This is a genomic window from Methylobacterium mesophilicum (assembly GCF_022179445.1).
GTDB classification, from domain to species: domain Bacteria; phylum Pseudomonadota; class Alphaproteobacteria; order Rhizobiales; family Beijerinckiaceae; genus Methylobacterium; species Methylobacterium mesophilicum.
Window position 1 is genome coordinate 1 of sequence record NZ_BPQU01000061.1, and the last position, 12717, is coordinate 12717.

The window sequence follows — 12717 nt, forward strand, 5'->3', positions numbered from 1 at the left end:
CTCAGAGCCATCGTCACTCAGACCGCCTGATCCCCTTCAAGCGATCGCCCTGCTCACCCCGCCCGCCGCCCCGCCTCGATGGTCAGGCCGAGGCCAACTGAGCCGAACGTGTCGCCCTCCACCACCCGGGCCGCGGGCAGCGCGGCGGTGAGCGCGGTGCGCAGGTGCGGCAGCCCCGTGGAGCCGCCGGTGAGGAACAGCGCGTCGATCCGCTCCGGCCCGAGTTCGGCCTGGGCGAGGCAGCGGGCGATCCGGGCGGCGACCGCCCGGGCGAGGTCGCCGGTCTGGGTCGAGAGGGTGTCGCGGCTCACCGCAGCCGTAAGGCCTGGCTCGATCAGGCCGAGGTCGAGATCGGTGGTGCCGGCCTCCGAGGCGGCGATCTTGGCCCCCTCGACGGCGCCCGCCAGGGCATGGCCGCGCTCGCCCTCGACGGCTGCGCGCAGGCGGGCGACGAGGTCGGGCTTGGCGCAATCGCGGATCACCTCGTCGATCTCGCGCAGGGTCTTCGCATTGTAGAGGCGGTTGATCGCCGACCAGGTGGCGAGGTCGTGGAAATAGGCGTTCGGCACCGCGAGGTCGCCGCGCCGCATGGGGCTGCCGAGCCCCATCAGGGGCATCACGGTGCCGAGGCTGAGCTGCCGGTCGAAATCGGTACCGCCGATGCGCACGCCGTCATTGGCCAGGATGTCGCCGGCCCGGTCCGGGCGGCCCCGCCGCTCGGGCGACAGGCGCACGATGGAAAAATCCGAGGTGCCGCCGCCGATATCGGCGATCAGCGCGATCTCCTCCGAGCGGACCTGCCGCTCGTAGTCGAGGGCCGCGGCGATCGGCTCGTACTGGAACGAGACCTCGCGGAAGCCGACGTCCCGGGCGATGTCGCGCAGCGTGTCCTCGGCCCGCCGGTCGGCCTCCGCGTCGCCGTCGACGAAATGCACCGGCCGGCCGTGGACCACGGTGTCGAGGGATTGGCCACAGGCCACCTCGGCCCGCGCCTTCACGGCCGAAAGGTAGCGGGCGATCACGTCGCGCAGGCGCAGGCGCTCGCGGCCGACCGGGGTCGCCTCGTCCATCAGCGGCGTGCCGAGGACCGATTTCAGTCCGCGCATCAGTCGGCCGGGATGGCCGTCGACGTAGGCCGCGGTGGCGGCCCGGCCGATCAGCGGCGCCTCGCCCGGTTCGAAGAAGATCGCACTGGGGATGGTCCGGTGCGCGCCTTCGAGCGGGATCAGGGCCGGTCCCGCCGCCGCGAGATGCCCCAGGGTGGTGTTCGACGTGCCGAAATCGAGGCCGCAGGCCGCCATCGCGTGAGGGATCCGGTTTGGTTCGAGGGAGGGCGGCCCCTACAGGGCGGCGGCGTCCGGGTCCAGCGCCGCCGCGGCATTGCAGCCGCGCGACAGCCTTGCGGGAAGCGTGGACAGCGCGTCCGGGGGAGGCCCCGACCCGGTCCCGGCATGCTATGGAGCGCCATGCGTTCCGATATCGACCTCGGCCTGACCGGCGAGCGCCCGGCGCTCCTCGACCTCACCGAACTGCTGGCCACGCGGCTCCTGGTCCAGGGCAACTCGGGCTCCGGCAAGTCGCACCTGCTCCGGCGCCTGCTGGAGCAGAGCGCGGGACTCGTGCAGCAGGCGGTGATCGACCCGGAAGGCGACTTCGCCAGCCTCGCCGACCGCTACGGCCACGTCGTGGTGGAGGCGGACGGCGACGACGTCGCGCTCCAGCGCATCGCCGCCCGGGTGCGCACCCACCGGGTCTCGGTGGTGCTGTCGCTCGAGAACCTCGACGCCGAGGGGCAGATGCGCGCCGCCGCGGCGTTCCTCGGCGGCCTGTTCGACGCCGACCGGGACCATTGGTACCCGATGCTGGTGGCGGTGGACGAGGCGCAGCTGTTCGCCCCGGCCGCGGCCGGCGAGGTCTCGGACGAGGCCCGCCGCCTTTCGCTCGGCGCCATGACCAACCTGATGTGCCGCGGCCGCAAGCGCGGGCTCGCGGGCGTGATCGCCACGCAGCGCCTGGCCAAGCTCGCCAAGAACGTGGCCGCCGAGGCCTCCAACTTCCTGATGGGCCGGACCTTCCTCGACATCGACATGGCCCGCGCCGCCGACCTGCTCGGGCTGGAGCGCCGCCAGGCCGAGACGTTCCGCGACCTGCCGCGCGGACATTTCGTGGCGCTGGGTCCGGCCCTGTCGCGGCGACCGCTCACCATCGCGGTGGGTCCGACCCTGACGGTGAGCCGGTCGTCCTCGCCGGTGCTCGTCCCCCTCCCCGACCCGACCGAGGATGCGAGGGCGCTGATCCTAACGGCGAGCCCGGCCGACAGCCTGGCGCCACCGATGCCGCGCCCGAAGCCGCGCCCGGTGGCGGCCCCGGACGTCCTCGTCCAGCTCGCGAGCTACCGCCCCCCGGCCCCGCCGGAGGAGCCCGAAGAGGAGCCGATGGACCCGGAGGCGCGGGAGGCCGCGCTCGCCGAGGTCCTGGCCTCGGTGCTGGCCGATGCAGACGCCGCCGCCTGCACCCCCGCGACGCTCTATCAGGACTTCACCGTCCGCTGCCGGATCCGGCGCCTGCGCGGCGACACGATGGGATTGCCGGAGTTCAAGCGCCGGCTCGCCGTGGCCCGGGCCGAGGCGGGCGGCGCTGTCGCCGACAACTCCACCTGGGAGCGGGCCCAAGCGATCGCGGCTGGCCTGCCGGACGACCTCGCCGGCCTGTTCCTGGTGGTCGCCCGCGCGGCGATCGAGGGCGCGCCCTGCCCCACCGACGCGATGCTGGCCGACGCGTACGGCACCAGCTCGGGCGGTCGCGCCCGGCGGATGCTGGCCTATCTCGAGGAGCGCGGCGCGATCGTCACCCGGAAGGATCTGCGCGGCGCGCCGATCATCGCGGTGCCCGATCTCGCGGTCGAGACCGGCCCGGGCGAGCCGCAGATGCTGCCGACCGGGCCGAAGCGGCGGGCGGGGTAGGCGATCCGTCGTTGCGACCGGAGCAGCTATGCGCTGCGCCGGCCTTCGAGCTTGGCGAGTTCCACCGCGGCGCGCAGCTCGATCTCGGCCATAAGCCCGTCGAGGCGCGGATCCCCCGAGGAGGCCGCGCGCTGGGCCAGGCGGCCGGCGATGGCGCGCAGATCCTGCGGGGCGACGCGGCCGCCGAGCATCGCGGCCTTGAGGCGGTCGAGGCCGTCGAGCAGGTCGTGGCCGCGCTTGGCCGTGCGCCGACGGCGCTCCTGCGGCGTCTCGGTCTCGCCCTGAAGCAGCAAGACGGCATCGAGCCCCGCCAGGGTCGCCGCGGCGGCCGGCGCACCGGTGCCGGACGTGGAGGCCGGCGCCGCATCGAGGCTGAAGCCGCGCCCGCCCTCGACCCGGGCCTTGGCCGCGACGCCGCCGGCATTCTGGATCGGCTGGCGAGTGTCGACGCGCATGATCGTGTTCGTGTCGCTCCGGGCGCTCCTGCGCTGCCCCGACTCTCGGCCCGCACGGTTAAGCACCGGTAAACAGGCCGGCAGAACCTGCCGGGTCGGCAGGTTCGGTGCCGGTCGATCACATTCTGCGGCCGCTTGCCGGCTGGATAATGATATCTGTTCTCAACGGTTTAGCGGAAAGCCCAGGCTGGCATGGGGCTGGCAGGGAGGGGGGCAGGTCCGTTCACCCGCGAAAAAAACCGGCATGCGCCCGAGCCACCCTATCAAGCTCCTCGGATCGGCCCTCGCGGCGCTCGTCGTCGGGGTGCTGCTGATCGCCGCGGCCTCGGGCCCGGCCCTCGCCCTGTCGCGGGTGAAGGACCTGGCCTCCATCGAGGGCGTGCGCCAGAACCAGCTGGTCGGCTACGGAATCGTGGTCGGTCTCAACGGCACCGGCGACACCCTCAACAACATCCCGTTCACCAAGCAGTCGCTGCAGGCAATGCTGGAGCGGCTCGGGGTCAACACGCGGGGGGCCACGATGCGCACCCAGAACCTCGCCGCCGTGATGGTGACGGCGAGCCTGCCGCCCTTCGCCGCCCAGGGCACCCGCATCGACGTGACGGTCTCGTCGCTCGGCGACGCGAAATCCCTCCAGGGCGGTACGCTGCTGGTGACGCCGCTGCTGGGCGCCGACGGCGAGGTCTACGCCCTGGCGCAGGGCTCGGTGGCGATCGCGGGCTTCTCGGCCGAGGGCGACGCCGCCAAGATCACCCGGGGCGTGCCGACCAACGGCCGCATCTCCAACGGCGCCAACATCGAGCGCGAGATCGCGTTCAAGCTGAACGACGCCCGCGCCCTGCGGCTGTCCCTGCGCAACCCCGATTTCACCACCTCGAAGCGGATCGCCGCGGCGATCAACGACTTCATGGGCGCCGACACCGCCGAGCCGACCGACCCGGCCACGGTCACGATCCAGATCCCGGCCAAGTACAACGGCAACATGATCCGCCTGATCACCGAGGTGGAGCAGCTCAAGGTCGAGCCCGACCAGACCGCCCGGGTGGTGGTCGACGAGCGCTCGGGCATCATCGTGATGGGCCGCGACGTGCGCGTCTCCACGGTGGCGATCGCGCAGGGCAACCTCACGGTCACGATCAGCGAGCAGCCGCAGGTGAGCCAGCCGGCGCCCTTCTCCAACGGCCGCACCGCCGTGGTGCCGCGCACGAGCCTGAAGGTCGACACCGGCGACGGCAACAAGCTGGCGCTGGTCAAGGAGGGCGTGAGCCTGCGCGAGCTGGTCGATGGCCTGAACGCCCTCGGGGTCGGCCCCCGCGACCTGATCTCGATCCTCCAGGCGATCAAGACTGCCGGGGCGCTCCAGGCCGATATCGAACTGATGTGATTGTCGCGTGCATCGTCCCGAAAGGTGGTTGCCGGCTTTCGGAAAAAGACGATGCCCCAGGAAGGTCCGGAGGGCTAATCATGCTGCCACTCGCCAACATCGCGGCCAACGCCGCCGCCGGCGTCGGGAAATCCATCGCCACCAGCGTGTCCGACGGCATCCTCAAGACCGGAAGCACCGCCAAGGCGCACAAGACCGCCACCGAGTTCGAGTCGATGTTCCTGGAGAACAGCCTCGACCGGATGATGCAGTCGGACGGGACAGAAGGCCCGCTCGGCGAGAACGGCACCGGCGGCGGCGTCTACCGCTCGATGCTGACCAAGGAATACGCGGGACAGATCGTGAAGAGCGGCGGCGTCGGCATCGCCGATTCGGTGTTTCGTGAGATCATGAAGATGCAGGGCGCGACCACCGATGGAGCCGGCAATGCAAAGGGCTGAACCGCTGCGCGTCGCCGACCGGATCACCGCCGAGGCGCTGGTCGGGGGCGTGCTGGCCAACATGGCCGCGCTGGAGGCGGTGCTGGCCGAGGAGGCCGCGCATGTCCGGGCCGGGCGCCTGCGCGAAGGTCTGGCGGCGGCCGAGCCCAAGTCCGCGCTCGCCGCGGCCTACATGCAGGGGCTCGAAGTCGCCAAGGCCAATGCCGTGGCGCTGAAGCGCTTCAACCCGGAGGGCGTCGAGACCCTGCGGGCCGCCCATCGCCGGTTCACTGCGGCCGTCGAGGCGAACCAATCGGTGCTCGACAGCGCGCGATCCGTGTCGGAGGGGCTGATCAAGTCGCTGGCGGAGGAGATCGGCCGGGCGCAGCTGCCCTCGGGCTACGGACGGCAGGCCCCGGCGCCCTCCCCGTACGGACGGGGGGTGCGCAGCGGGCCGCTGGTTCTGTCGCGGAACCTGTAACGGCCCCCTCAGCGCCGGCCGTTGCCGATCCGCACGTAGGTCCGGACCTCGCCGAGGTCGGTGTCGGCGCGGTTGTCGATCGCCAGGTGGCCGGCGACCAGGGGCGCCGCCTCGGCGCCGACGCCATGGCCGGCGCGCAGGTCGGTGCCCGCGATCACCCGGCCGGACACGCGGATGCAACTCGTGCTGCCGGGCAGGCGCACGAAACCCGGCCCCTTCGAGGGGCACGGCACCGCGGCCGCGGCGGTCGAAGCCTTCTCACGATCGCGGGCATCGGCGGGCGCGCCGATCCCGACGAGTGCGGCGGTCAGGACCAGGGCGGTCGGCGAACGGGCCATGTCAGGCGGCCTGACGCGACAGGTCCCGGTACAGCAGATCGATGTAACGCTCGACCTCGCCGATGAAGGCGTCGAGATCAGGCTCGACGAACCGCAGCCGGGCGAGGTCGCGCAGCAGGATGTCGAGGGCGGTGGCGCGGTCGCCGGGGCGGCCGTAATCGTCGAGATAGCTGTCGATCGCCTGTTCGGCCATCACGATGGCGCCGATCTGCGCCGCTGAGCCGAGGCGGCGGACCGCGTGGACGGGTTCGGACAGCGCCATGCGGACCACTCCTCGAGCGGACGATCGCACGACAGGCGACCGTCCTGCGCGCTTCACTGCGGGAAAGCGGCAAGACTATGGTCGCGGGTCCGAATACCGGCGTCAGCTGATGTAGTTGACCAGCGAGAGCTTCGAGAGCGAGGCCGTGACCTGATAGCTGGCCTGGAGCCGGTTCTGGACGTCGAGCAGCTTGGCGACGACTTCTTCCGTCGGGGCCTGCTCGATCCCATCCAGGGTGTTCTGGACCGTGGTCCGGGTGGCGGTGTTGGTCGTGCCGGCGTTCGAGAGCCGGGTCGCGGCGACGCTGAGCTGCGTGACGGTGTCCTGGACGCTGGGGTTGGTCTGGTCGGATGCGGACAGGAGCGTCCCGGCCTTGCCGACCACCGCCTTGTAGGTGGCGCTGGTGTTGGCGTCGCTCGCCGTGGGAAGCGCGAACGCCATGGTCGCCAGGCCGGCCAGGACGTTCTGGATCGTCTTGTCGTTGGCGCGGGCGCCCGTGCCGACCTTGCCGGTGGCGCTGACCTGCACCGATTGCGTGTCGAGCGGCGAGGTCGGCACGGCCTGGGTCGGGTCCGCCGGCGTCGTGTAGGTGTTCTCGCCCTGGTACCAGAGCACCGTGTCGGTCGCCTTGGCGGCCGTGAATCCGGTCGGGTTCTTGGCCGCGTCGTAGACGATGCGCTGCTGGGGCATGATGCCGGTGCCGTTCGGGCCGCCCTTCGCCGATCCGGTGAAGAAGTCGGTCGTCACCGCCGCGGTGGCGTTCACCGCCAGCGTGCTGCTGGCCGCCCCCTTGAGCGCGTTGGTCAGCGTCGCGGACAGGTTCGTCATCGTGTCGGCGGCAGTGGCGCCGATCGCGAAGCTGGTGGTCGAGGTCGAATCCGCGCTGGCGGCCGCGGTGAGCGTCACGGTCGTCGAGGTGCCGTCCGGCATCTTCAGCGCGAAGCTGACCGTGTCGCCGACCGCCGGCTGCGCCGCCAAGCCGATGGTGAGCGAGGCCGGGCCGGCGCCCGTGATCGAGGCGCTGAGCGCCGTCCCGGTGGTCGTCGGGGTGCCGGACAGGGTGAACCCGAACTTGCCCCGGGTCGCGGCGTTCGCCTCGTCGGTGACCCGGACGGAGGTGGCGCTCGGCGCGGTCTGCGTCAGCCGGCCGTTGCCGCCGGAGCCCAGCTCCGCGGCGACCCGCTCGTTGACCAGCGACGTGAGGCCGGCGAGCGTGTTGCCCTGCGCGTCGGTGGTGCCGTTGAGGATCGTGTCGGCGTCGAGCACCGGCTGGGTCGTGGCGTCGCGGCCGCCGAACAGGTAGCTGCCGGCCGCCGACTGGTTGAGCGTGTCGAGAGCCGTCTGCAGGTTGGCGAGCGCGATCGAGCGGCCGGCCGTGGTGTTGGCCGCGATGCTCTGCAGGCCGTTGTTCAGGGCGGTGCGGGCGTCGGTGCCCAGCTTCGCGACCTGGGTCAGGCTCGTGACCGCGAGCTTGGTCCGGGTCTGGGCGGCGGTGATGCCGGCGCCGTAGCCGTCGAGCGCGCTCAAGGTGGCCTGGGCGGCCAGCGCCGTGGAGCGCCCGGTGCCGAGCCCGCCATAGGTCTGGGAGACCTTGCCGCTGGAGAGCTGGTTCGACAGGTCGTTCAGCTGGTTCTTCAGCGTCAGGAGCTGCGAGGTGTTCCGGTTGGCGACGTAGGACCCGGCCGCGAAGGGAGAGATCGTCGTCATGGTCAGATCTGCAGCAGCTGGTTGAGCATGTCGCGGGCGGCGGTCAGCACCCGGGCGTTGGCGCCGTAGGCCGTCTGCAGGGCGATCAGGTTCGACATCTCCTGGTCGATGTTGACCCCGGCCCCGGCGGAGAACCGGCTCTGCGCCGTCGAGAGCGCGGTCTGCTGGGTGTCGTCCATCGCGGCGGCGTTCGCGGACGCGGCCCCCTGCGAGGCGATCACGTCCTGCGCGAAGCCGACCACGCTCGCCCGGTAGGGGGCGGAGACCCCGCCGATGCCGCTCGACGACGAGAAGGTCTGCTGCGCCGAGGTCAGCGCCGTGAAGATCGCCTGCGCCCGGCCCCCCGAGGCGCTCGGATCGGTGGCGCTGGACGCGACGAGCGCCGAGGTGTTGCCGGACAGCGCCGGGTTGATCGAGATCCGTTGCGCGAAGCCGGTGAGCTGCGCGCCGCTGTCGAACGAGCCGGTGAACAGCTGCGGGGTCGGGGGCGGCGCCGCGGACACGTCGGTGAAAAGGGCGATCTGCGGATAGCCCGTGGTCAGGTCGCTGGGCGAGGTCGGCTGGGTGATCCTAGCGGTCGCCGCGCCAGCCACTTTGCCGCCCGCCGTGAGCGTCAGGGTCGCAGCCGACGCCGTGGCGGAGCTGTTGGTGACGCCGAGCGTCGGCAGCTTGTAGTTGGCAGCGTCAGAACTGGCATTGAACGTGCTGAAGGCGGCCTGGATCTGCGCAGCGTAGGTGGCCGGACCGCCGCTTGCGTCAAACGTCAGGGTCAGGCCGCTGGCATCGGTCGTCTGTGCCGCCGGAACGATCTTACCACCCGCGTTCGCCGACGCCACCAGCGTCACGTTCCGCACCGTGTTGGTGTTGTCGGTCACCGCGAAGGTCACCGTGTTCCCGGGCTGCATCTTCGGCAGCGTGATCGTGGTGTCGCTGACCGTGATACCACCGGTGGTCGTGGTATTGAGCGTACCGCCCACGCTCGTGTCGGTGAGCGCGCTGGCGAGCCCCCCGGCGAGGTCGTCGAGCTGGCGCTGGGCCTGCGGCAGGACCTGGTCGCGCAGCTCGATCCCCGCGGCAAGGCTCCCGGACCGGATGGCGCCGGGCGCCCCGAGGTCGATCTTGCCGCCGCCCGGGAGCGTGGCCGTGATCGTACCGACCGTGCGCTGCGCCGGGTCGGTCGAGTAGCTCGAATTCGCGCTCAGCGACCCGTGGCCGTCGAAGCTCAGCGTCGCGGCGGTGCCGCGGTCCACCAGGGTCACGCCCGATTGGGTCAGCACCGACACCGTGCCGTCGCGCTGCGCGACGGTCTGGACGTCCATGTAGCCCGAGAGCGTGTTGATCACCTGGTCGCGCTGGTCCTGGAGGTCGGCCAGGGACGAGGCGTCGGTGGTGTTCTGGATCTTGGCGTTGAGCCGGGCGACGCTGGACAGGAGCGTGCTGGCCGATCGCGTGTCGGTGCCGAGCTGGGCCTCGACCCCTGAGCGCAGGTTCTGCACCGAGGCGGCGGCGCCGTTGATCTGGCTCGCCAGCGCCGACGCGTTGCTGACCACGGTGGTGCGGGCGGCCGCCGAGGTCGGGTTGGCCGCCAGCTCCTGCAGCGATTCGGTGAACGTGTTCAGCGTGCCGTCCAGCGCCGCCCCGCTGCCCGGCGCCCCGTAGAGCGCGTCGAGCTGGGACGCGATGCCGGCCTTGGTGCTGGTATAGGCGGCCCCCGAGGTCTCGAGCCGCAGCTGCTTGAGCGCGGCGGCGTCGAAACTGCGGGTGATCGCCCCGACCGCGACGCCGGAATTATTGGCCCCGGTCGCGACCGTCGAGAGCGTCCGCTTGACGTATCCGGCCGTGCCGGCATTCGCGACGTTCTGCGAGACGACGTTGATCGCCGCCTGCGTGGCCGCAAGCCCGGCGGTCGCGGTGGAAAGCGCGTTCAGCGACATCTCACGGCCTCCGCGGTTGGGATCGCGCCCTCACTCAGCGGATCACGTTGAGCAGGTCAGACATCATCGTCTGGGCCGTCGACATGACCCGCGTGTTCGCAGAGTAGGCCTGCTGGGTTACGATCATCTTAGAGAACTCGCTCGCAATGTCGGTATTGGATTGCTCATTGCTGGCGCCCGTGATCGTGCTGCCGTTCAGCCCCACCAGGGCCGGCCCGGACTCGGCGGTCTGGAGGTAGTTTCCGTTCGAATCGGCCTTCAGCCCGTCGGGGTTGGCGAACTGCGCGATGCCCACGGTGGCGAGCCCGAGCACCGAGCCGTTCGAGAACGTGCCGTTGATCTTGCCGTCCTCGCCGATGGCGACGCTGGTCAGCGTGCCGGCGCTGTTGCCGTTCTGGCTCAGCGTGTTGGTGGTCACGGCACCCGACGTGTCGGCGTACTGCGTCAGGCCGGCCGTGCCGACATTCATGGTCATGTTGGAGAACGTGTAGTCGCCCACCTTCACGTCGCCGAGCGGGACCGGGCTCGTCGTCGGCGCCGTCAGCTTGCCGGTGGAGTCGAAGGTGAACGCCGTCCCGACATTCTGCCAGTCCGTCGCGTTCGCCGAGGCCGAGGGATTGGAGGCGTAGTACAGGTTCCAGACCGCCGCCTTCTGTGTCGGGGTCGTGGCGGCATCCTGAACCTTCGCCCAGCGCGTGCTCAGGGTGACCGGCGCGCCGGTCTGCGTGTAGGCGGTGATCGACGGGCCCGCGATGCTGTTGTTCACGAAGGTGCCGGCGCTCGCCGACGGCACCGTGGGCCCGGGCACCGTGGCTCCCGACAGGACGACCGCTGCTGGCAGCTGATTGTAGACGTCGGAGCCCGACGTGGCGGACGCGGTGGTGGCCGGCGTCGCCGGCAGGTTGGCCGCGTAGGTCAGCGACGTGGTCGGCTGGGCCGGGAGCGAGCTGTTGCCGATCTTGAGCAGCCCGGTGCTGGTCGCCTGGCCGGTGACTGGATCGAGGTTCGTGCCGGTCAAGTAGCCGCCGGCGCCGTTGACGAGGTAGCCGTCCTTGTCCTGCGCGAAGTCGCCCCGGCGCGTGTAGACGTTCGTGCCGCTGAAGGTGGCCGCACCGTTCGAATCACCGGTCTTGCGCACCACCGTGAAGAAGCCGTCGCCGTTGATCGCCATGTTGGTCGGGACGCTCGACGCCACGACGTTGCCGGCGATCGTGTTGGTCAAGCGCGACTGCGCCAGCACGGAGCCCGCGACCTCGCGCTTGGGCGTTGTCTCGGACATCATGTCGACGAAGCTGGTGTCGATCCGCTTGAATCCGGTGGTCTGCGAGTTCGCGATGTTCCCGGAGATGTTGCTGATGGCGTAGGACTGCGCCTGCAGTCCGGAGACCGAGGTCTGCAGGGCGGTAAAAAGATCCATGGCATGCGATCCCGATACGCGCCGCAATGGCCCGCAGGACCAAGGGAGCGCAACCGCCGTGCCACAGCTAAGTCCTTGGCGCAGATAGCGTTGGCCGAATCCGACCCGGCAGCACTGACCGGCCGGAGGTGCCGACCCGGCAGATTCTGCCGGACCGGGCCGGCCCCGGTCCGGCGGCATCGCCGGCGCGCGTTTACGGGGTGTTATCCGGCTCGCGCCAAGATCGGGCACGGGCTGAACCGGGTGGGGGGCGTCCCGCCCGGACGCGTCGAAGCGGCACGGATTGCGGATCTAGAGGTCATGCGGGCGAAACGGACGAGCCTCGTCCACATCATCTACTTCTCGCGCCTCAACCTCTCGTCGGATCCGGCAAAGCGGTCGGAGCAGATCAACGAGATCGGCCGGGTCGCGCAGAAGAAGAACGAGTTCTCGGTGATCACCAGCTTCCTGATCATCGAGGGCAACTTCGCCTGCCAGGTGATCGAGGGCGAGCGGTCGTCGGTTCACGAGACCTTCGACCGGGTCAGCGCCGACCAGCGCCACCGCGACGTGCAGATCAACGAGTGGCGGGAGATCGCCAAGCGTGAGTTCGTCCACTCCTTCAAGAGCGCCCAGCGCACCGCGACCAACGACGGCCTGTTCGCCAAGGCCAACCTGCTGCCGATGCTCCAGCGTGGTACTCCGAAGGCGACCGCGATCCACGGGCTCTGCGTGGCGCTCCAGAACGACGCGATGTCCCGCCAGGGCATCGATCACCTCTTCATCTGAGCCGAGCGATGTCCGAGAGCGATACGCCCCCGATCCTCATCGTCGACGACCAGGAAAAGCTCCTGCGTCTCGAGGTGATGCTGATGACCCGGATCGGCTTCCCCGACGTCGAGGGGGTCACCACGGCCGCCGAGGCGCTGGAGCGGCTGCGCACGCGCCGCTACGCGCTGGTGATCTCCGACCTGGCCATGGAGCCGATGGACGGGCTGAGCCTGCTGCGCGAGATCCGCGGCGACGACGCGCTGATGAACACGCCCTTCATGCTCACCGAATCGTCCTTCGACTTCGAGGACATCAACCTCGCCCACCAGGCGGGCGCGGACGCCTTCATCCTCAAGCCGTTCGACATGGCGGTGCTGAAGAGCAAGCTGAAGCAGGTGCTCAACCGCAAGCCGCGCAAGCGCGACGCCCCGATCGCGGCGGAATCGACGCTGACTGTGGATTTCCCAATGCTGGGGAAGTTCTGAGGTCTCGCGTCCGGCACTGACACGCGCCCACCCTCCCCCCTTTGCGGGGGAGGGTGGCCCCCGAATGTGGGTCTGGAGAGGGGCAGCGCGTAAGATCAAGACGGGGCCCTTGTGATAGAAAA

General features: G+C 70.6%; 13 protein-coding genes. 6 read left to right on the top strand and 7 right to left on the bottom strand.

All coding sequences use genetic code 11. The features are described 5' to 3' along the window. Positions 1-53: 53 nt before the first annotated feature. Positions 54-1301: an Hsp70 family protein gene (locus MFF40_RS27640; protein ID WP_238263037.1), complete on the bottom strand. Its 1248-nt coding sequence runs from the start codon at positions 1299-1301 to the stop codon at positions 54-56. Positions 1302-1466: 165 nt separating this feature from the next. Between MFF40_RS27640 and MFF40_RS27645 the strand changes: the two genes are divergently transcribed. Continuing rightward, the gene (locus MFF40_RS27645) at positions 1467-2963 is read left to right on the top strand and encodes a helicase HerA domain-containing protein (RefSeq protein WP_147857184.1); all 1497 of its coding nucleotides are present in this window, start codon (positions 1467-1469) and stop codon (positions 2961-2963) included. A 26-nt stretch (positions 2964-2989) separates the two neighbouring features. Here MFF40_RS27645 and MFF40_RS27650 read toward each other — a convergent pair whose 3' ends face one another. Beyond that, positions 2990-3418 (bottom strand): flagellar assembly protein FliX, encoded by a 429-nt coding sequence (locus MFF40_RS27650; protein ID WP_147898665.1) that lies wholly within the window; start codon positions 3416-3418, stop codon positions 2990-2992. Between the two features lie 244 nt (positions 3419-3662). Between MFF40_RS27650 and MFF40_RS27655 the strand changes: the two genes are divergently transcribed. From MFF40_RS27655 to MFF40_RS27665, 3 genes are all read left to right on the top strand, one after another. Beyond that, positions 3663-4802 (top strand): flagellar basal body P-ring protein FlgI, encoded by a 1140-nt coding sequence (locus MFF40_RS27655; RefSeq protein ID WP_147854946.1) that lies wholly within the window; start codon positions 3663-3665, stop codon positions 4800-4802. A gap of 80 nt (positions 4803-4882) precedes the next feature. Further along, positions 4883-5242 (top strand): rod-binding protein, encoded by a 360-nt coding sequence (locus tag MFF40_RS27660; RefSeq protein WP_147854945.1) that lies wholly within the window; start codon positions 4883-4885, stop codon positions 5240-5242. Further along, positions 5229-5702, top strand: coding sequence for a hypothetical protein (locus MFF40_RS27665; protein ID WP_147854944.1), 474 nt, complete (start codon positions 5229-5231; stop codon positions 5700-5702). Before MFF40_RS27660 ends, MFF40_RS27665 begins: the two co-directional genes overlap by 14 nt. A gap of 8 nt (positions 5703-5710) precedes the next feature. Here the strand turns inward: MFF40_RS27665 and MFF40_RS27670 are convergent, their stop codons facing one another. The 5 genes from MFF40_RS27670 to MFF40_RS27690 all read right to left on the bottom strand — a co-directional run bounded on the left by MFF40_RS27670 (position 5711) and on the right by MFF40_RS27690 (position 11360). Further along, positions 5711-6040: a hypothetical protein gene (locus MFF40_RS27670; protein ID WP_147898664.1), complete on the bottom strand. Its 330-nt coding sequence runs from the start codon at positions 6038-6040 to the stop codon at positions 5711-5713. Position 6041: 1 nt separating this feature from the next. Next, positions 6042-6302 carry a hypothetical protein gene (locus MFF40_RS27675; RefSeq protein ID WP_147854942.1) on the bottom strand — a complete coding sequence of 87 codons (261 nt, stop codon included), beginning with the start codon at positions 6300-6302 and terminating at the stop codon, positions 6042-6044. Positions 6303-6404: 102 nt separating this feature from the next. Continuing rightward, positions 6405-8009: a flagellin gene (locus tag MFF40_RS27680; RefSeq protein ID WP_147854941.1), complete on the bottom strand. Its 1605-nt coding sequence runs from the start codon at positions 8007-8009 to the stop codon at positions 6405-6407. Between the two features lie 2 nt (positions 8010-8011). Further along, entirely contained in the window at positions 8012-9943 is a 1932-nt protein-coding gene (gene flgK / locus MFF40_RS27685) for a flagellar hook-associated protein FlgK (protein WP_238263039.1), read from the bottom strand. Between the two features lie 34 nt (positions 9944-9977). Further along, positions 9978-11360: a flagellar hook protein FlgE gene (locus tag MFF40_RS27690; protein WP_238263041.1), complete on the bottom strand. Its 1383-nt coding sequence runs from the start codon at positions 11358-11360 to the stop codon at positions 9978-9980. Between the two features lie 300 nt (positions 11361-11660). On the opposite strand from MFF40_RS27690, the gene MFF40_RS27695 reads away from it, so the two are divergent. Beyond that, the gene (locus tag MFF40_RS27695) at positions 11661-12128 is read left to right on the top strand and encodes a BLUF domain-containing protein (RefSeq protein ID WP_147898662.1); all 468 of its coding nucleotides are present in this window, start codon (positions 11661-11663) and stop codon (positions 12126-12128) included. A gap of 8 nt (positions 12129-12136) precedes the next feature. Further along, positions 12137-12595, top strand: a complete 459-nt coding sequence (locus MFF40_RS27700) for a response regulator (protein ID WP_147854937.1) — start codon at positions 12137-12139, stop codon at positions 12593-12595. Positions 12596-12717: the final 122 nt, after the last annotated feature.